The organism is Photobacterium sp. 1_MG-2023 (assembly GCF_030547945.1).
GTDB lineage: Bacteria > Pseudomonadota > Gammaproteobacteria > Enterobacterales > Vibrionaceae > Photobacterium.
Map to the genome: position 1 here is coordinate 114,630 of NZ_JAUORR010000006.1, position 23,294 is coordinate 137,923.

Below are 23,294 nucleotides of genomic sequence, written 5' to 3' on the forward strand. Positions count from 1 at the left end.
TTGAACTACAGATCAGCCAGCAATGCGGCAGTTGTTATCGATTTTTCGGATGAAACAGATTGAAGCACTTGATTGTTTACCGTCGCTGATGGCTGACGCACTTCTGGTTGTGCCACCCGATCCTGATGTGCTGACGGCCAGAGTTCTCTGGTGTTAAACGGATATGTTGGCAGAGGTATCCTATGACATTGCTCACTGCCATATAAAACTGACCACTGAGGCAAATGCCCGCTGAGGTAATGATTTACAAATCCTTCAATGCTTCCGGCATGATCTGCTGTCTCCAGTCCCGACGGTAAAGTACGGGGTTGCTGTGGCTTGGCGTTTGTTTCCGTGGCGCCAGTCCGGCCGTCATTGATCATGAAAAGGAGCGATTCTTTGAGTTCATCCAGACTGCTTACAACCAGCACTCGTCGAAGGGCAAAGTGGCTACGACCAATCTGCAGCGTGTAGGCAATGTCCTCCAGGTTGGTTTCTGCAGGGGCTTGACTAAGCCAGTGAAGCAGATCTTTCACTTTTTGCATTAAAGCGGTTTCGTTCCTGGCTGAAAGGGGAATAATTTGCCCCCTTCCCTGTCTGGGTTTTAGTGGCCTTTGGGACGGGAACTCTTCAATAACTAGATGTGAATTGGTTCCGCTAAAGCCAAATGAACTGATAGCTGCCCGGCGCTTGTGCTCATTTTTCGCTGGCCAGTCCTTCAAGGTCTTGTTGATATAGAACGGACTATCGTTAAGATTGATATGTTCATTTTCTTCTTCAGCATTCAGAGACGGTGGAATTTGCTGATGAGCAAAACTTAACAATACCTTGATTAGGCTCGTGATCCCGGCAGCCATGGTCGTATGCCCGACATTGCCTTTCACTGACCCAATTGCACAAAAATGACGGCGCGAGGTAAATTCGGCAAATGCTTTGCGCAAAGCATTGATTTCGATCGGGTCACCAAGGGCGGTGCCAGTGCCATGCGCTTCTACCAATGAGATGGTGTCAGGATCAATCCCTGATTTATTGTAAACATCAATTTCCAGCTGCTTTTGAGCATTGACGCTTGGAGCCGTAATGCCGTTGGTCGCCCCATCCTGATTTACGCCGCTTCCTTTAATAACGCCATAAATGTGGTCTTTATCAGCGATTGCCTGAGTCAGTCGTTTCAACAGCACAACGCCCACACCTTCGCTAACTACAATGCCATCGGCACCGGCGCCAAATGGCCTGCACTTTCCTGTCGGTGACAGCATGTTCGACTGGCTTCCCTGAATGTGCATTCGAGGTGAGTGCATCATATACACCCCGCCGGCCAGAGCCATATCGCAGTCGCCGTTAAGAATACTCTGACATCCTGAATGGACTGCCACCGAGGAAGAAGAACACGCAGTATCAATGGCCAGGCAGGGACCTTTAAGGTTCAGATGGTATGCTGTTCTTGCCGCTAATATGGAGGGCGCCAGACCGGTAAAAGCGTGAGAAGTTCGATCCAGTGAAACCGATGTCAGTACCTCGTCATAGTCACTGAAAGTGGCACCTACGTAGACTCCGCAGCGGGAGCCTGCTAAATCCGTGTCGCTGTACCCTGCATCCTCGAAGGTTTTATAAGCTTCCTGTAAGAATAGCCTTTGCTGAGGGTCCATGATTTCACCCTCCAAGGGTGAAATATTAAAGAACTCGTGGTCGAACTGCCCGGGGTTATTGAGAAAACCACCCCATTTGCTATAACTCTGCCCATCTGCGTGAGTGTCTTCATTAAAGGTTTCACGATAGTCCCATCGACTAATCGGTACTTCCGTGATACTGGCTGTACCGGCAGCAAGGTTGCTCCAAAATTCTTCTGTGTTGTTCGCTCCAGGAAACTGGCCCGACATCCCGATAATGGCAATATCATTTGAGTGTTGTTTCGAAACCTGGATTGGGTCAATGGATTGTTCCGAAGATGAAGATTTACCTGTCGGTCTTAGCCTGACCCTTGTCGCCTTCGGAGCCTCGACAAACTGTATCGTATCCCCTTTCTTTCGTTTTTCCCTCAACCGAATAGAGCCGGAGGTGGCGCTTTTCTGCAGCGTCACAATTTCTTTCGCAATATTTTCTTTTTTTGATACCTCATTCTTGATGTCAATATGCAGTGCTTCTTGAATACCTTTCACTTTTACAGGCGGCTCTACAGCGATTTCAGAAGCTACGGATGGCAAGACATCAAGGACGTACTGAGCCAATTTCGAAATACTTGGATAGTCATATAAAGACGTCACCTCCAAATTTGCATTCAGATGTTTATTCAAATCCCGAATGATTTCGACTCCGGAAATTGAGTCTACACCCAGACTAGAGAAATTCTCTTCAAGATCTTCCTGCCGAATGTTTTCATGCAATATTCGACTGACAATTTCCGTGATCTGTTCAGTAAACACATGCAGATCGGCAAGCTTCCGATCAGCTTTAGGTTCTGCGTTACGGTTTTTCTGTTCCAACGCTTCTTTCGAATCGTTTCGTTTTATCGGGGAAAAGGCAGACAATAAATGTTCTGTTAGCTTATCTAGCGTTGGGTAGTCATATAACGCTGTCACCTCCAACTGGGTCTGCAACGTTTTATTGATATCGCGTATGATTTCAACCCCGTTAATGGAGTCCATTCCCAAAGAATGGAAATTCTCATACAAATCGTCGTCACTGATCGAGACCTGAATAATACGTTCGACTATCTCGCCAAGTTGCTTGATCAGATGATCCTTATCTCTCTCGACAAAGACTGTCGGACGTTTTTTTGAGGCGGGTTCCTGATGGGACAATATGTCATGGGGCCGCAACTCAAAGGGGTTGATAGGACTGGCAAGCTCGCCGTTAGAAGAATGGCTATCAGAATTTGAGGCTGACATTGAAGCGCTTAACGGTTGCTGTCTATCTCCCTGGTTAAACTTATTCAAGCTTTCAAAGTGCGCCTGCAGACGGGCTTTTACCTCTGATTGAGAAAAGGTCTTTTGGTGCATTTCAAGTTCATAATCAATCACCTCTGGGAGTTGAGCGTTCATCTCTCTGGTTAAACCCTGCTTCAGTGTTTCCAGAGTTAACTGCGGTTTGTCAGCAATCTGAGCCGCAATCGCTAGCGCTTCAGGCAGCACTTTTTCCGATGAAAAGTACAACAGTTCGGGAGCCATGAACCTTAACTCTTCCCCCCGATAGGCGCTAGCCGTATACATCATCCGGGTTGATAGGTTCTCACCAAATCGCCGTTTCAGAATGAGTGTCGCCCCCATTCCAGGTGTGAAACCGTATTTAGTAAAGTTCGCGCTGTAGACCCCCTGCTCGGCCAGAATCACGATATCGCCATACAAACCGAATGCTAAGCCTCCGCCGGACGCATGCCCTTGCATGGCAGAAATGACCGGTACCTTACAGTCCAGCAGGCCTCGATAGACAAAAGCATTATCTGCAAAGGTGCCTTTATTCTCTGACAAATCGTTGAGCATTTCCGCAGTGCCGCCCATACAAAACACATTATCGTAGCCTGTCAGCACAACCACTTTAACGTTGCTACTTTGATTGATCTGTTGAAATATATGGCGTAATCCCGCCAATAGGTTATCGGTTAGCATGTTGCGATTGGCTCGATCATGCATTTTTACCAAGGCAATACCGTGAGAACTGATCTCTACCGATACCTCATCGCTTTGGAAATCAACCATCAGCTTAGCTGCTTTATTTTCCGACCGTCTCGATGGCCCAGAATGAACGGCATGGGCTTCTGAATTCTCTTCAGAACTTGTTGTGAGCAGTTGATCATACCAGTGACGCTTACGTTCAAAAGGATAAGTCGGTAACGAAATCGTGCATGCCCCCCCTGCCGCATACCAACGATTCCATGCGGTTGAATCGTGGCCCTGCTCAAAACAGGCGGCGAGCCATTGAAGACGGACAATTTCCTCATCATCGCCAGTCTCAGCATTGCCAATCAACAACTGCAGTTCTCTCTCCATAGCAATCTGCACATCCCCACCTTCTTGCGCCCCGCTCGGCAAGATGTCAGAGCGGGATACGAGATCCTGCACAGGGACAGTCAATGGCCCAGACTGAAGAACATCAGATAGCTTCTGCCTAAGTTCGGAAATGCTGCTCACGACCATTCCGAAGCGTTTCTTGAAGTGTTGTCGTCCCACCATCAAGGTATAGGCAATATCGATCAGCCTGTTTTGATCACCATTGCCTTCCAACCATTGATGTAAATTCCTGATGGCTGCCATTAATGCTGTGTCTGTTCTGGCAGACAGCACGATCACCTGCGGTCTATTGACCATGGGGTTGTCTGTTGGCGTTCGGTCCGGTGCTTCATCAATCACCACGTGAGCGTTAGTTCCGCTAAAACCGAAGCTGCTGATAGCTGCCCTCCTCACTGCATTTTTCTGGGGATGCCAGGGGGCCAGTGTGGTATTGACATAGAAAGGCGTTGAGTCAAAATCGATTTCGGGATTCGCGTGCGCAAAGTTCAGGGAAGGGGGCAGCGCTTTATGCTTTAATGCCATCAAGACTTTAAGCACCCCTGCAATTCCAGCAGCGGTTACCGTATGACCGATATTGGTTTTGACTGAACCAATCGGGCATATCCCTGACTGGCCATGCATCCCATAGCTTTGGTTTAATGCATCGATTTCGATGGGATCGCCCAGCTTGGTTCCCGTGCCGTGAGTTTCGATATAGTTGATTGATCCGGGAAAAATATCAAATTGTCGATATAATCCCTTTTGCAGCTCAGCTTGTGATTTTACGCTGGGCGCCGTAATGCCATTGGTTCTGCCATCCTGGTTTGTGGCGGATCCTTTGATGACACCATGGATGTTATCTCTGTCAGCGATAGCCTGCTCCAACGGCTTAAGCATGATCACCCCAACGGCCTCTCCTGGAGTGAACCCATCAGCCCGCGCATCGAACGCATAGCTACCACCGGTCGGCGAAAGCATATTGGCCTTACTGGCATAGATATAAAAGTCTGGTAACGTGCGAATAAATACGCCACCGGCTAATGCATAATCACTTTCGCCACTCCAGATACTCTGGCAGGCTAGGTGCACAGCAACCAAGGAAGACGAACAAGCCGTGTCCACAGCCAGACAGGGGCCTTTCAGGTCCAAGAGGTATGCAACTCTGGAAGCGAGAATAGCATTCTCATTTCCCATAAATGCCTGAGCTGCATGACTTATATCTGCCTGATGCATTTGCCCCTGATAATCACCATGACCAACTCCGGCAAATACTCCGCAGCGGCGATTGCCAATGCGGTGACTGGCATAGCCAGCATCTTCCATGGCTTCCCAGGCCTGCTCAAGAAACAAGCGTTGCTGAGGATCGGTCAGTTTGGCTTCCTTTCCAGAAATATTGAAAAATCGCTCATCAAACTGATCAATCCTGTCGAGAAAAGCGCCCCACCGGCTATAGCTTTTGTTTTCGACACTGTGGTCAGCGTCAAAATATTCTTCTGTATTCCAGCGGACAGAGGGTACTTCTCCGATCATACCGGTTCCAGATGCAAGCATGTCCCAGAATTCATGGACACTATCTGCGCCGGGAAATCGGCCAGACATACCTATGACGGCAATATCACCAGCACGTTGAGAAGCGACGGCGGTTATTGCACTATCTCTTGAAGGCTGTTGAAGACTGGACAGATCAGCCTGATTTGCAACATATGATGCAAGTGTTTCAATAGAGGGGTAGTCGAATAGCCTGTTGGGCTTCAGGTTGACCGAAAATACTTGATTAATGACCTCAACCAATTGGACGAGAATCATAGAATCAACGCCCAACTCGGCAAAGGATTTATCCAATTCCTCTGCCGTTAGCTTTCTTTGCAGAACCTTCTCGAAACAAGCTTTCAGATGATATTTAGCCTGTTCACGCTTGTCTTTTGCGCTTTCTTTATCTTGGCCATCGACTTCTTTGAGTGTTTGTCGTGCCAACGCCTTTAACTGTAAAGCAGCTTGTTGCTGATCAAGTTTCTTTGACTTAACCAGCTTCAGTACATCCTGTGCACTCAGGTGATTGCCAGCCATTCTTCCCTTCCTTTTTATTCCGTAACTTAATTCAACCGACTTAATCAATAACCAATGTGTCGAGCTTAGATAACGCATCCTCTACAGACAGTTCATCGTTACCCAGTTCGGTCAGAAGGCGAATCAATTGAGAATCTTTTGCGGCGAACTCTGGTGAAGTGGCCTCTCCCGCGCGACTTTCTGCCGCAATAAATTCAGGGACTCTGGCTTGCGTAAAAGAACCATCCTGCTCAAAATTACCGCCAGGCCAGTATTCTCTTCCGTTAAATGGGTAGCCGGGCAACACTATTTTTTCAGGTACACCCGCAGAATAAAGTTTGTGCCAGTCAACGGTGGCGCCCTCCAGCCATCGGGTAGCAACCTCGAGAAGGTGCCTTTCTCCCAAATGCATCATGGCATCCTGATTCACCCTTGCCCCCTTAACCATCACGTCACTGTTTTGGCCGTTGACATAAGCAGTGAGTGCTTTCTCCAGCTGATCTGCAGAAGAAACGATCACTGCAATCCTCTCCAGCATCGGCTGACGGTTCACCTGTAGGGTATAAGCCAAGCTATCCAACCAAAATTCCCGCGCATTATCCTTTGCAGAGTGAACATAATTGGCAATGCTTTTCGCCTGTTGCTTCAACTGCATTTGGCTTCTGGCCGACAGGACAATTAAATGCCGAGACCGCGCTTGATATCTGCTTCTTGATTTTGCCTCATACTGCTCCAATACAAGGTGCGCATTACTACCATTGAATCCGAATGCGCTGACTGCCGCTCTTCTGGGGAAGCCGGATTTAGGTTCCCAATCCCTTAACTCTTGATTAACCGAAAATGGACTGTCTGCGAAATCAATAAGCTCACTTGCATCGTTGTAATGTATCGAGGGAGGAAGCTGACGGTGCTCCATTGCCAATAAGACTTTGACGAAACTGGCCATGCCTGCAGCAATGGCTGCATGTCCGATATTGCTTTTTACCGAGCCGATTAAGCAGTTTCCCGGAGGAACATCAGCAAAGGCCGAACTCAGCGCCTCGACTTCCAGAGAATCTCCAAAGCGGGTACCCGCACCATGGGTTTCCACATATCCGATTGTGGCTGGGTTAATATTGTGTCTGGCATAGACTGAGGCCAGCAAGTCGGCCTGAGCTTTAGCGTTCGGCGCCGTTATGCCGTTTGAACGGCCATTCTGATTTAATCCACTGCCCTTGATCACGGCAATAATTCTGTCACCGTCCGCAATCGCCTGCGACTTTCGCTTCAGTACGACAGCACCCACACCCTCACTGGGTACAAAACCATCCGCACTCTTGTCGAACGGACGGCATTTCCCCTGCTTTGACAATAGCCCTGCAGCGTCACACTTTTCATAAAACTCACCAGTATGGGTAAGAAATACACCTCCGGCGATCGACATGTCGCATTGGCCGTTCAGAATACTTTGACAGGCAAGATGAATAGCCGCCAACGAAGAAGCACAAGCCACGTCTATTGCCAAACAGGGACCTGAGAGGTTCAGGTGGTAAGCGATACGAGACGGCGCGACCGATGTCTCGTTCCCCCAGAAAGAGGCGGCTGACATCGATTCTGTTTCGACTTTCAGGAGATCGTCATAATCACCGCCCGTTATCCCTACGAACACGCCGCAGGAAAGAGCCTCTTCAGCTGTCTTGGCATATCCGGCCTGCTCCAGTGCCAGATAAGACTGTTGCAGGAACAGTCTTTGCTGTGGGTCAGTCTGCACTGCATCCTGTGGAGAAAGATTGAAAAAGTCAGCATCGAAAATCGCAGCATTATCAATCAATCCGCCATATCTGACATCGGGAGCAACAAGAGATCCCTGACGCCAACATTTGATCGCACGAACTGAATCAACACCCTCCGCCAGATTTTCCCAAAACTGCTCAGCATCCTGAGCTCCGGGAAACTGGCAAGCGACGCCTATCACCGCGACATCATCGTTGCCTGATACTTCTGAAACACTGGCAGTATCGCTAGACTCAGTCATAAGTTGAGCTGGTACAGGTTGACATCGGACGACCACCTTGCCAATGTTCTCCCTATTTTCAAGATAGTGATATGCCTGTTGAATCTGTTCGAATTCAAACACCCGGCTAATGGTTGGGCTGATCCTGTTCTCCCTCAGATATTGCGACATTTCATTCAGATATCGGGGGATTGAAGCTGAATTCCTAAGCAACATTTTCCGAAGATCGATGCTATGAAATGACTGGTTATCATTCATCTTCGACAAATCAATCGATGTTGCCCCTTTAAGGCCAGTCATAGCGATTTCGACATACCGGCCACCATATGCCAGGCAGTCGATACCCTTCTGAATGGCATCTCCTGCCAAAGTGTTTATGACGATGTCGACCCCTTTCCCATCAGTCATCTCCATCACCTGTTCGGCAAAGTCTGTTTCACGGTAGTGAATCACCCGTGAAACTCCCATTTCTTTGAGATAGTCTAATTTTGCGACCGAGCCAGCAGAGGCAAATACCTCCAGGCCTGCCTGTAACGCGAGCTGTACGGCAATTAAACCGGTACCTCCTGTCGCCGTTTGGATAAGGATTTTCTCTCCTGGATTCATCATCACGGATTTGAATATGTGATGCATGGTTAAAAACACCACAGGGAAAGCACAGGCGTCCTCGAACGGCACTTCTTCCGGTTTAGGGACCACAAGCGAAGCCGGGCAGTTAACGAAGTGAGCGTGTCCACCTAGTTCACTTCCAGTTAACGCGATAACCGCATCGCCAATTGTTACATTGGATACATTTTTGCCAATCTTACGGACCACTCCAGCGACTTCGAAGCCTGGTGTGAAAGGATAATCCGGCATCGTAGGATACAAGCCCCTAACACACAGCAGATCGCCAAAATTCAATGAAAATGCTCTGACTTCTATCTGTACCTCTTGTGGCCCTGGGTCGCCGATGGACAGCCTTGCTAGTGAAATACTGTCGATATTCCCCGGTCGGGCGATCAGAACCCTACTGTTTCCATTCACCGGCAGAAACTTCTCCCCCTGTATTGTTTCAACATCAGCCCGTACCGATGCGTTTTGGGGGATGGCGGAAGCAGTCGCGGCTGCCTGAGCTGCAGTCTGAAGGACCTTCATTGGCCTAGATGTTTCTGGTAGCTTGAGTGGTGTCGTTTCCTCTATGCTTTGCAGGTGGGCAGCCAGTCTACGAATGTCGGGATAATCAAATATTGCGGTGGTTTTTAGGGTTACCCCAAATGCATCATTGACCCGGTTCACCAGCTCGACACCGGTTATTGAATCAACACCATAGTCCGCGAACCCTTTATCTTCCGATACATCTTGTACCGACATTTCCATTGCAGTAGAGACCAGCTCTTTCAGCTTCTGAACTATTGCCTGAGAATCTACCGCCGATAACGCCTTTTCCCCTGCGGTTGCCTCATCAGACAGAGCGAATGTCACAATTTTCTCGGACACCAGAAAATTCGCCAGTCCGCGGATATTGGGGTAATCGAAAATGACTGTGGTCTTCAGGTTGATCCCAAAGGCATCATTGATCTGATTGACTAATTCAACTCCGGTAATTGAATCAACGCCGTAGTCCGCAAACCCCTTGTCATCGGAGAGGTCTCTTTTATTCAACTCCAGCACAGAGGCAGTAACCTGTTTCAATCGAGCAACTACATCGCTCGTGTCAGCTCCGGCGTTGGCCGTTGTAGTACGACCACCAGTTGCAGGTGCTGCGTCCTGGATTGTTGGTCGATCACTGATTGCAATACTCTCGTTTTCAGCAATGATGACGTTTTGGCCAAGATCTTCGCCACCGGTGAAAAATTGCTGCAAGACGACAGAGTCTTTGAAGCCCGCTAACTCAAGTTGAGTTTGCCATCCGGAGCAACTCAATAATGGTGAACCAGGTATCCTCGCCGACTTGTCATCAAACACCCACCAGCCCGGCAAAAGACCGAAAGTTAGGGTATATGGACTTTGTGCTGCGGTGAGTTCATTGAGTATCAGCCAGCCGTCACTCTGCAGTAATGACTTGATATGGCCAAGTGAACGGCCGATATAAGGAGTGGCATGTATCACATTGGTAGCTAAAACCAAGTCTATCGTTCCGAGTTCGATGCCCTGCCCGTCCACCGCTTGATCGACATTAAACAGAGAAAACTCAACAAAGGGATACTGTTCCCCGAATGACTGACGGCCATGTTTGGTAAACGCCAACGAGATATCGGTATAGAGATATTGAATAGACTCTCTAAAGGGCGAAATGGCTTCCAAGACTGGCCCGCTTGTACCACCGGTGCCGGCACCAATTTCCATAATTCTTATTTTTTGCCGATTGTCCTGACTCGCTAACCTGGCTTTCAAATAACGAACGATGGATTCAGCAACCAGGCTATTGCAGTGATCAGCCTGACGATTCCCGTTATAAATTCCCTCGACCAGATGGAGAGATGCATTGGGGAACATGACATCGCTAGCCGATATCTTACCGGATAAAATACTCGGGTATTGTGAAAGGCAATGTTTGAGCAATTTAACGTGCGGGGCCAAGTCTGGATAACGCATCAGAAGCTTATCCAGATCGGTGACATCAACCTTACGAAGGCTACTGTCGGCCACTGAAGCAGAAGTGATGAAACCTCCAGCGTTCTTTTCAAGGTAACCGCCCTGAACAAGTATCTTCAGTAATTCACCGAATAACTGTTCATGTTCAGGTTCAAGTTCCAGCTTCTGTGTTAACTCGACCATTGACCATGCCTCTTCAGCCATCTGGAATACCCCCAGCGACTGAAAAATGCTCAATAATACCGGAGGTAAGGCAGAAGCCAGGGCTCTATCCTGCTCGGTCTGACGTTGCAGAAACAACGTATCAGCCTTGTGTGTCAATAAATCCGGTGACAGTGAACGCAGCAGCGACGGCCCCTTCGATATAATATTTGGCTCCCGAACAGAGACACTGGATACTTCGCCCAAGCCAGTCACTAACGGGCTTAAGAATTTCTCGGTCGCATGAATCGCCACAATCTGGCTGTGCTCGCTAGCCAATACTCTGGCGATGGCTCGAATGCCATCCGGTGTATTGATGGAGAGAATTCCCTGAGCAGCTAATCGATCACGGTATGCCTGGGTGGACACGATTCCCACTTCACCCCAGTATCCCCAATTGATGACTTTGGCGGGATAAGGTTCCAAATCGTTCAGGTAGTCGCTATATGCGTCTTTAAAGGCACACCCAGCCGCATAATTACTCTGCCCGGCATTGCCCCAGAATGACTGGGCGGAAGAAAAGACAAGCATAAAGTCCAACGGATGCGCGGCCAGTGCGTGATGAAGGATCCCCAACCCTTTCACCTTGGGATCCAGAGCTGAAGTGAACTGTTCTTCGTCCATACTGAGCACAGCGCTATCCTGCAAAACAATAGCCGAGTGCACTGCACCATCGATATTCCCAAAACGACCTGTCGCTTTTGCCACAGCAGCTTTCATACTGTGTTCATCACATGCATCAGCCTGTAGATACAGGACCTCTGCACCCAATTTTTCCAACGCCGTAACCGCTTCCTGTTTCGCTCCTGATAAGGAGGAGCGCCCTATCAGTATCAGTCGTGCGGAAAAATGTTGCGCCAAATATCGGCTAAAGGCCAGTCCGATCCCGCCGAGTCCTCCCAAGATCAGGTACACCCCTTTGTGCTTGTAGTGGGGCATCTCACTGGAGTCATCAGGCAGTGGTGATGGAATCAAGTGTTGCTCGAGCTTAGTCCCCTGGCGGATCGCAACAAGTTTTCCTGAGTATGCCTTTTCTTTTTTGACCAAGCGTGCAATGTCTTCTACATCATCCCCCTCCAAATCTGCGTCGATGATGCTGAGGTGCCATCTTGGAAATTCTCGACTTAGGCTACGGGCAAATCCGTGGCAACTCGCACCATAGGGGCTCACACTGGATTCTTCCGCGACTTTCATTGAATTGCCGGTAATCACTTTCAGAGAAAGTGGCATCTGCGAGTAATGCCGTCCCAAATGTCCAGCGATTCTATACAGCATGCGAACGCCGAAGCGCTGGCTCAGTTCAATTTTCTCTACTTCATTCAAAGTCTCTTTCGGACAGTTCCAACACCCGCCCAGAAAATAGATTGTCTCGGGGTTATCGATTTCGCTGAACAGCCGTTTCAAGGCTACTGGATCGTCGACACCCAGTAACCAAGCCTTGTCATCTAAACGACTCGACTGATCTGACAGCTGAATCCTCAATATATTATCGTCTTGATGCTGTCGGGCTATCGATTCCGCGAGGTCTGCAGCATTCTCCGGATAGATAAGCCATACATTTTGGGTCGAGGCAGCCAGGTTCCCGATGTTAGTCGCTTCCGACAGCAGTGCTGCCGGCCTCCATTGCGGGGCATAGAAAAAATTAGTCAACTTGTCTTTGGGTTTTCGTAAACAAATATCAGAAATTCGCACACACAATTGACCATCGTCGTCAAACAGGGAGGCACTGTACTGGCCGCTGTCTTCTTCACGAACATAGCCGATACAGCTTGAATTCAGGGGTTTGAATTGCTCAATACTGCCTATTGAAAATGGCAGTAATGGACCTGTCTGTTGCTCCTGTATACCTGCAATCATCTGGAGAGCACCATCCAGCAAGGATGGCGACAATTGATAATCCAGGGAATGACCTTGTGCATTTGCAGGCACCGCTAATACAGCCAGAGCTTCTTTATCAGAAGAAATAAGGCTTTCAACCGTGGTAAATAACGGTCCGTATTCCACTCCGTTTGAAGCAAACTGCTGATATAAAAGACTTGGTTCCGTCACGTTCGACAGTCTCTCACGAATTTTTTCGATATCAACAGGGGGAGTGTCAGGCACATTGAAGATATTCGTCTGAAGCTTGCCCTGGCTATGCAATACCTTTTCCGCGCCCTCGTAAGCGTATAACTGGAAACTTCCTTCACTGCCGCTGAAGTCCAGCGCGATATGCACGACAGCGTTATCGTCATGAACAACCAGAGGGCGTAACCATATCATCTGGGAAATACGGTACGCCGATGCCATCTCCATCTTGGTTAATGCTTCAGCAACCATCTCGACCTGCGCGGTCCCTGCCAGCATGAACTCACCACCGACACGGTGATCCCGAATGACAGGTAAATCCACTGACAAATACTTATCAAACACGATCCCATGATTCATACTTTGAGTTGGATTCATGCTGTCCAGCAATGGGTATCGAACTTGTCTGACGTTTTCTGCTTCTGGTTGTGACTGGCTAATCCAATAATGGTCACGAGCGAACGGATAGAGCGGCAGAGCGGTTTTCGCATATTGCTTGCCCTGATGCAGAGCACGCCATTCAACAGGCTCACCTATGATCCATTTCTGTGCGATTTCCCACAAGACTGTTTCTTGAGAGGAACGATTGTGCTTGGATAGCCGTGTTGTGCTCCCTCCGATTTTTCCCGCCAAATAGTTCCCGGTATCCTGCAGTGTTCGATTCAGATAGCCGTTAAGCTCAGTCAACAATTGATCCACGCTTTCTGCCACAACTGCCAGGCGGCAATCTAACTCAGGGCGTCCAGACTGAAAGTTATACGCCAGTTGTGCGACCTTTTGCGGAGACGCAAATGCGCCTGCGCTGGCTGTAATAAAGTCACAAATATTCCTGACGTATTCATCAAGCTGAGCCTCCCTTAACGCAGAGAAGACAAATAATTGTGTCGTTGGCAGAAACACCTGACTTTCGAGCTGAATACCAGCTTTCGGGATATATTCTTCGATGATCAAATGGGCATTAGCTCCACCGGCACCAAACGAGCTGATGGCAGCTCTTCTCGGGTAGGAAGAATCAGAAGAGTACCCGCCATTTTGAATCTGTTCTGCAGTATGCCAAGGCCCTAGAACCTGCTGGGGTTTAAATCGGGTTTTCTGCCAGTCAATATTGTTATTCAGTTCTGTAGAGTGGAGAGAAGGAACTATTTTTTTGTGCTTCAGTTGCAACAGCACTTTTGTGAGCGCCGCCATACCGGCAGCAGACTCCAAATGACCAATGTTGGATTTCACCGACCCAATTGGAACAGGTTTTTCTTGTTGATGCGCTTTGCCCTGAGCTTCTCGGGAAAATGCTCTATCCAGCCCATTTATTTCTATTGGATCACCCAGAGCCGTTCCTGTTCCGTGAGCTTCCACATAACTGATGGACGATGCCGGTACGCCCGCCTTGTCCAAAGCGGCAGAAATCAGTTGTCCCTGAGCGACGGGATTCGGCACTGTAAATCCATTGGTCTTACCGCCGTGATTGACTGCACTGCCTTTGATCACAGCGTGTATCTGATCCCGGTCTTCAATCGCTTTTCTTAGGGGCTTTAACAACACCGCACCGACACCCTCACCCGGTACATAACCATCACCTCCTGTGCCGAAACTCCGGCAGCGGCCATCACTGGATATGAATCGGTCTTTGGTCAGTAACTGATATTTCCAGGGATGAAGGGAGAGATTTACACCTCCGGCCAGAGCGATGTCGCAATCCCCCATAGCAATACTATTACAGGCAAGATGAATGGCACTGAGCGAGGACGAACACATACTGTCCAGCGTCATGCTGGGACCACTAAAGTTATAGTGATATGAAACTCGATTAGCGATAGCGGCAAAAAAAGCTCCGCCACGCTGGGATTTTTCATTCTCGAACAACTGATAGTGACTGTACATCGCACCGACGTACACCCCGACCACTTGGTCATTCAGACTTTGTTTTGTATAACCGCTGTCCTGAAGGGTATGCTCTGCTATCTGCAGAAATAACCGCTCCTGAGGGTCTATATAACGGGCTTCCTTGGGCGAAATATTGAAGAAAAGCGGATCAAAACAATCCACGTCATCAATAAATCCGCCCCACTTACAAATACTACGCTGTTGTTGCTCGCTTGGATTATCATAATCCCGCCAGTCCCAACGCTGCCGGGGGATTTCGATGATGGAATCCCGGCCATTACACAAGTTATCCCAAAACTGATCTAAATTTTCTGCATCCGGATAGCGGCCGCTCACACCGATAATAGCGATGTCAGTCAGTTCAGATATATCTGGGGACGCTCCTGATTCGTCGAAATTTACGCTTACCCGAGATACTTCTTGATTGACTTCGAGATGACTGATGTCTTCCTGGCCAGAGTCACTTCCCAAAAGCTTTGCCAATGCATGGTCATGTTTTTTCGTGACATACTCCGCCAATTCCTGCAAGGAACGGTACTCAAAAAACAACGTCTTTGACATCGGTCCAAGATCAGACTCTAGCTGTCGGTTCAAGTCCGTTATCATGATCGAATCGATGCCGTATTCGTCAAAACTGGCATTAACCCTGATACTATCCAAAGGCAGCTTGGTCACACTGGCAAGCTGTTTCTTTAGATATTCCAGTGCGGCACTTCTTAAGGTTTGGCTGGACTTCATCGATTCACTTTCCTTGTTTGTGGCAACGCTGCTATCAGCGTATTCATCGAAGCTATCAGGTAGTAGGGTGTTGACTAATGACCCGTGATCCAAGCTTGTGCTAAAAGCCTTCTGCAGCTTGTTTTCGCTGGCATTGAATAACAAATAATGGCCGGGCTCATGGGTGAGCAAACCACCAAAAGCAGCGAGTCCCTGAGGTGTTGTCAGAGGTGTCATTCCCAACCAATCATCAAGATAAGCGAGAACATTGGTGGCCACTTGCATCCCACCTTCTGCCCACAACGGCCAGCCTATTGAATAGGTTTTGCCCTGACGTTGATCTTTTTGTCTTAGCTGTTCCCGATAAGTGCAGAAATGATCAATAAAATGATTTGCATAGGCGTAATCTGTTTGCCCTGTATTCCCGAGTACGCCAACAAAAGAGGAAAAGCAGATAAAAAATGCCAGCGGATCTTGCTGTGTATGAAAGTCCAGCCACTGTGTACCGGCGATTTTAGGGGCGAGTACTTGTTTTGAATCCTCTCGAGATTTGTTGATCAGAAAAGCATCCCGATTCAATCCAGCCGCATGAACCACGCCTTCAATATCGCCATATTTCTGTCGAACCATCTGCAAGGTTTCGCGAACAGAATCACGGTCTGAAATATCGCAACAACAATATGCGACTCTGATGCCTTGTTTTTGTCGTTCGTCAAGCAGCCGGCTTTTATCTCCTGTTAAAGGAGAACGCCCAAGCAAGACAACTGTTCCTTTCGAACGACCTGAAAAATACTTCAGGAAGATCTGTCCTAAGCCGCCCAGCCCACCAGTCAGGAGGATGACACCGGTGGTAGAAAGCAAACTGCGATCGGATGCAGCGTCATCGCCAATGGATAAAAATGGATGGTTGTCCTCGGTCGTGCCACTGACGGCATGCAAGAAGCTTACTTCTCTCTGAGCTTGACGATATCTTACTTCAAACTCCCACTGTTCCTTGCCTCCAAGTTCAGTTGACAACCATTGCGCGATTCTGCCAGCTCCCACTTCATCCGGGGCAGCAACAGCAACCGTTTTCAACAACTGTCCTGGATTTTCATTGTACAAAGCGCGGCCAAATCCGCTGAGGGAGGAGAAATAGCACGACGCCAAAGATGGACTGTGCTCATACAAAAATAACGTCTTGCAGGTATTTTCTGCAGGATGTGCCAGTCGACTCTTAAACCACAACATGATCGGATAAAAGCTTTGTTCCAATCTGGAAGTGATTGCTTCTTCCCTCAATTCTTGACTGGCAGAGTTTGGTGAAGATGAAGTTATTGACGGGCTGAATATGGCCAGGTCAGGCAATAGACTTGTGTCTCTAAGCTCATCAACCAGTCGGAAAACATGAGACGCATTGCTCATATCAAGTGTAAAACGATCTTCACTGACCCGGATATACTCGTTTCCTGGAACCACCACCACATGACGCTTCACTCTGCTGGCCAGCTCTGCCACGGCATCAAGGAAAGGCTTAGCCGTTGACGGCTCCATAAACGTCAGCAATACCTGACTACCAAGTTCATCGCCATTCATTCCTTCCCCATTTAAGGAGACCTCTCTTTGGCCATGCCACCGGACCTGATGGAAGCTAGATGAGCCTGCTAAAGGCAGCTGATCCTTCGGCATTTCCTTCGGGTTTTCTCTCAGGCAAACGGTAAGACGATTGAGGCTTACCAGAATCCGTCCTTGCCGGTCAGTCATATCAACATCAAACCGCTTCAATCTGGCATTGCCATTGTTTTCCGGTATAAGCCTTATATTGACCAGGCATTCAGCTGAAAGCGGTTGAAAAAGTACAATGTCTTCTATCAGGTATGGGAGGTATTGATCGTTTGTCTGCTGACCTTCAATCAGAAGACAAGCTTGCAAAGCACCATCAATTAACGCAGGAGGAAGACCCATTGAGGGATTGATGCTGAACTGCAAGTCCTCAGGCAAAGTAAGCAGAGCAATGCCCTCCTCGTCTCCAAGTCTTAAATGATCGATAGGACGAAGCTTTTCACCATAAGAAAAGCCTTTCCGTTGTAGTCTTTGATAGCAATCACTGGAAGAAAGGAGCTTCGGGCAGCGCTTGCGGATTGTATCCAGATCAAGGACTTCAAGATCTCTATTGGGAGACTTGTGGAACTCTATCCTTCCCTCAGCAAAGCGGTCTTCCCCATTTGAGAATACAAAATCCAGTGGATTGGGTAAGTCACCGCTAATGTTGAAGTGGAGTATCTGCTGAGCGTTATCCGCGATATAAGGTTTTAGCCACCTGACTCCACGAAGGGAGATCTCGCCAACACCAGACATGATCATTGCCTGTTGAGCAATGATGCTCATGTAAGCCGCTGCCGGAAGCACTTTCCTGCCCGAAACGACATGATCCTTCAGGTAATATTCGGCTCCACTAAATTTCAGTTCATATTGCCTTGTTCGATCTTTATCTGCGCCAATAAACTGAAGCGGCCAGTGTCTGGCTGATGAAGTTTCTGAATCGATTCTATATGTAGGACCTTCGGACTGAGGACCACCGCCCTGGTCTGCCGTAAACCAGTAAGATGATTGATCGAATTGATACTTGGGAATATCTACGAATATCCCACGACCATTCATCAGGGTCTGCCAATTAACATCGACACCAGACTGATAGAACTCCGCTACCAGACTGTACAGTTGCCAGCTCTCAGCATCATCCGGTTGCGACGGGTTATTGCCTGCAAATGTATTAAAAGAGCGTAGCTCATGCAAACGCGGGGGAACGCCTAAAGAAAGACAATGCGTATAAGTCGACGCCGACCAATTCCTTTTTGGATTACTCAGTGTCAGCCATTGCTCTGATGAACTAGCCAGATTCACCCAAAATACCTGCTCTTGAGGATAATCGGCAGTATTCAACTCGATCTGATGTTGATGAAACGAAACCTTATGCAATACCTCTAGATAAGAACAGTTCTCCGATAGCAGCTCGTTGTGATCAAGCATTTCGCCTAACTCGCAGACCAAGTCCAGCGTATCCTCCAAACCGATAACCCCGGCAGCATTAGCCGCTGCGAACCAACCTAAACCTTCCGCCTGAATGCCTTGGGGAATAATTCCCAGTTTCTTGAACAGGGCAAACAATGCCATCTGGACACTGCACCAGGCCGGGAATCGATATGAGTTATCTGACATCAGCGACTGATTGTCGCCCCATAGCGCCTGAGTTAATGGAACCTCAAACCAATCTTTAAGGTATTGTGCACATCGGTCCAGAGACCGTTTGAATTCAGGGTGGTTGTCGTAAAGATTTTTTCCCGGAAACGGTATTGAACGGGATGTCGGGACCGATTCAAAAAAGCATTGAAGTTGTATGATGGAATCCCGGAAATCAACCGAATCAGTTAACTTCAGTTTTGAAATCAGCTCTTCGCGAGAAGAACCATGAAAACAACGGCGATATTCAAAATCAGCCCTGTTAACAGCTGCACTAAAGCAAATATCCGCGAGGTCCATAGACCTGCTCTCTTTTCCGGTGAGAACGACCTGATATTCCTGTATCAACCGATTTAAACTTTTAGGTGTCTTGGCTGACAGTTTAAGGAGATAGCCTCCTGCTGGTCGACTGATCCTATCGTCGCTCTTACGTTTGACTCTAGGCGCTTCCTCTACGATCACGTGTACGTTAGTACCGCTAAACCCAAACGAACTGATACCTGCCATCAACTTCTTTTCCTCCCAGAGACAAGCATCTTTACCCAATATGCTCAGCCCGGTCAGAGGCGAAATCTGTTCATTTCGGGTGTGATAGTGGATCTGAGGGGGGAGCTCCCGATGCTGCATGGCCATAACGACTTTGATTAATCCAGCGAGTCCGGCAACAGCTTCCGTATGACCTATATTGGCTTTAACCGAGCCAATATACATATCTTTGGTTCGACGGGCGCCTTTGGTCTCTCCGTATACCTCGTTCAATGCCTCGATTTCGATGGGATCGCCCAGTCTCGTACCGGTCCCATGCATTTCCACATAGGAAACCTGATGGGGCTCTACCTCGGCAGCGGTCAAAGCAGATTGAATGACTTGTCTTTGGGCAAGGCCATTTGGTGAGGTCAACCCGTTACTTCTACCATCCTGATTCACGGCACTACCGCGAATCACCGCCAAAATATTATCCCCATCCTTTTGGGCCTGGGATAACCTTTTCAGTACAATAACGGCGCAACCTTCGCTACGCACATAACCATCCGCTTGATGATCGAAGACTTTACAGCGACCGTCTTTGGCCAGCATGCCAGCGCTGGCAAAAGCGTTTGTCAGTTCGGGGGACAATATAAGATTGACACCGCTCACCAATGCGACTTCACACTCATCATTTTTAAGGCTTTGGCAGGCTAAATGAACTGCTGTCATGGATGAAGAGCATGCTGTATCCACCGATAGTGTTGGCCCCATAAAACCAAATGTATATGCAATCCGCCCCGCAGCTGTTGAGGAAGAATTCCCGGTCGCGTAATAAATCCCACCTCCGGGATTGCCTGAATAGCGGTTTTGCAACAGCTCATAGTCATGAGTGAAGATGCCTGTAAACACTCCAATGGGGCGTTTTTTAAGATTTTCAGGAACGATGCCCGCATCTTCCAATGCCAGCCATGTCTGTTCCAGTAGCAAGCGTTGCTGAGGATCTAGATATTCAGCTTCCCGTGGCGTCACCTGAAAGAAAGCACCATCAAACAGATCAACCTGATCCAGGAAGCCGCCATGAAGGTTTGTCAGTGTGTTATTTGATATATATCGTCTTGCAACCCCGTCAGGAGCATAACCAATGGCATCCCCACCTTCTGACAGAAGTTGCCATAGCCGTTGAGGGCTATCGACTTGCCCGGGGAAGCGGCAGGACATCCCAATGATTGCGACAGGCTCAGCTTCAGAATCTACCTTTTTTTTGACCGAGCTTTCGGAGGATGAAGCAGATCTGGCAAGGTTTTCTACGATTTCGTCTACGGAACCATGCTTGAAAAAAAATGTCGGAGGAATGTTGCTTCCGATCACTTTGTTGATACGGTTTCTTAGCTGCATCAGAGCCATGGAGTCAATCCCCATATCTTTTAACGGTCTGGAATGGCTGTAGCCAGTGCCGGTCTGATTTCCCGTTAGCGCCAATACCTGAGACTTGATCAATTCAGCTAAAGCTGCAGCATCCAGATTCACGACTTCTTCAGCATACTGAGGGGTGTCTTTTCTGCTCAACGCCAGTAAGTCGTATTCAATGAGGACCCCGATTCCCAAATTCTGCTTATCTTCAGGTCTGAACCCTTTCACGATTCCACGAACTTGCGCGCCGTGTCCCCGGTGAAAGGTGACCAGTGGATCAACACTTTCGCCCTCAGACATGACATAGCGTTCCATTTGTGTTTCGTTACTGCCGGTAAATTCGGTACACCGGGTAACAGCACACACTTTGTCAATCCTGTCATCGGACATGGAAATTAGCAGTGCTCCAGAGAGAAGAGTGTCGCCAATCCCCATTTCCCGATATTGGGGGAGCACATTGAGCGCGATCAATTGAGTTGTCGGTGCCCCGTTGCGATGAATCCTATAGGCATTGATGTAGTCTCCCTGATAAACATCATCCGGAGACTCAATTCTTTGAGAGTACACAACTCCCGCGATTTTATTATCAATTGATAGCAGCCAATTGCCTTCCCTGCAGTAGGAAAGCCTCTGCAACAGATCGTGCCGCGTAACCTGTAAGTGTTCAGCCCAACACAGTTGTTCCAGTTGATACAGTTCATCCAAGTCTTCCAGTGTGGCCAGGCGAACTGCGTAAGGCGCATTGTGGAAATGACAAACGGCCTGCGAGGTTATACGGCTGTCTTCCGGATAACCCCGCCAAATCTCTCTGTCACAAAACATTTGTTGCTGCGCAGCAGTAACAAGAAGATCCCAAGCCGATAATGAATGTTGACGCTCAAGTGCATCAATCGTATTCACTCGACTTAAAACAGACTGCAGCTTGGCGTATTGTAGCGAAGCACTGTCGAGAGTTTGTTTGGCTGAAAAGGATGCGACACAAATTACACCATGGCGCCCCCCGACAGCTTTCCATTGTTCCACCCGTCTCTTGTAGTCAAAACAAACACGGCTATAACCAGGCAAGTGATCGATGAACAGGACCTCGTCTTCCTGATATAGATTTCTTGATTCAAGCGCCTGCTTTATGCTTAATAAGTTGTCTCCTGATGACTTTAGCAGGAGGTGATCAATACCCTGCTGCGTTAGCAAAGCGCCAGCTCTCTCAAGCTCTTCCGGATTATTGTTAACACCAACCAGCAGCGGCAGATTTTCAGATTCTGAACTGTTTTCTTCAAGGACACTTGCAACCCAGGCTAATAATGAGCCGTTGCCACAAAGACAATCAACAATGACTCGCGGGCCCGGAGCTTTTCCGTCTTTTTGGGTTGATCTGAGTGCTTCGCCCAATGCATTTAGTGCATGCTCTGTATTGAAGTGCGGATTCTGTATGTTCTCGGGAAAAATCGGTAGCTGATTCGAGGGCTTGACCTGCCCACTATCATTTTTCAGAAGTTGGTCGATGAAAAGGTATCGGTGAGCAAGCTCAATTTCCTCCTCTCCTGCGGAAATATGTTGATATAGAGCGATACCGGATTCGGTCATTATCAAGTTGTTCTCATCCAGTTTTGCCCACCCCAAGCAGAGAATCAGCCTTTCCAAGAGAGCTTTATATTCAGGTTGAATCGGTCCGATAGATATGTGGTGTATTTGATTATCTGAAACCTGCACCCATTTCCGGCCGATAAAACAAAACAGAGGAAGCAACAGCGCTGCATGACTATAGCCACCATTATCTACTGACTTATTCTCAAGCTCTGTCAAAACTTGCGAAGCAAATGAAAACACGACATCACGGTCATCAGACTGTCTTTGGTCAGATGAAAGTACGGCATCAAAGTCGATACGGTAAAGCGTTATCCAATCCTCAAGTTCAGTGACTCTCTCAGGGCTGAGGCGAAGGATAAGATTGTTATTGTCATCGGATTCAATCAATCCCAGTGTTTTCAGATAGTCGGTCAGTTGATCCAAGCGGAAAAGATCAAGGCCCAGCTCAGTGGCAAGCATGGTCGTCGTATATTTAGCTGAGGATAAAAGATGTTCAATAACCCGCAGACGAAAAAGGGCGCTCACAACGGGGACAACGCCATACCCAACTACATATTCAGACATCTTGTGTTTCATACTTATCATCTCCATCCCTGAATGTCTAAAACCGCCATCTGGCTGTCCGCCCGAGACGAGAACCATCATGATCTGGGCATCCGTTAAACCCCGAACGCTGACAGAACATGCGCTCGATGAACTTCCCGTGCATGGTCCAAGCCTTTTTGCACGATGTGACTCAATTAACTTTCGTCGCTTTTCATCAAGATGTTATTCAGTCTGTTACACTCAATGAAAACGGCAGATAAGCCAAACGATTGCCACTCAAACCAAACTTGATGAACCGCTGTAAAATAGAACCATCTATTGAATAGACATTTTCTGCGCTGCATTCTTAGAAGAGTATTTGGGCACTTGGTAATTGATAAACTACATTTTTAATAAAACATTTTGCGCGATAACAGGCGAACGTAAAATAATACAACCCATGATTCATGGTGATGCCAGAGATTGATTGACTCCCTCAGAGCAATGATTCAAGCGATAAGTATTTATTGGTCTGGCTCAACCTCCCAATGAGTACGCCTATGTAAATGGAACCTGACACAAACAGAATCACAACACTTAACAAGACTTAAAATTCAGTATCTTAACAACAAGATCTC

General features: G+C 48.1%; 2 protein-coding genes. Both read right to left on the reverse strand.

Annotated features, from left to right (window positions below):
- Nucleotides 1-5: 5 nt before the first annotated feature.
- A complete protein-coding gene (locus tag Q4579_RS07775; protein ID WP_303563015.1) occupies nucleotides 6-6,032 on the reverse strand; it encodes a beta-ketoacyl synthase N-terminal-like domain-containing protein in 6,027 nt (2,008 codons plus the stop codon).
- A gap of 40 nt (nucleotides 6,033-6,072) precedes the next feature.
- Complete coding sequence (locus tag Q4579_RS07780) at nucleotides 6,073-22,707, reverse strand: SDR family NAD(P)-dependent oxidoreductase (RefSeq protein WP_303563016.1); 16,635 nt, start codon at nucleotides 22,705-22,707, stop codon at nucleotides 6,073-6,075.
- Nucleotides 22,708-23,294 lie beyond the last annotated feature (587 nt).

Bases quoted from the DNA above. Each gene is read 5' to 3' on its own strand.
- Q4579_RS07775 (WP_303563015.1), bottom strand. From the start codon at position 6,032: ATGGCTGGCAATCACCTGAGTGCACAGGATGTACTGAAGCTGGTTAAG.
- Q4579_RS07780 (WP_303563016.1), bottom strand. From the start codon at position 22,707: ATGAAACACAAGATGTCTGAATATGTAGTTGGGTATGGCGTTGTCCCC.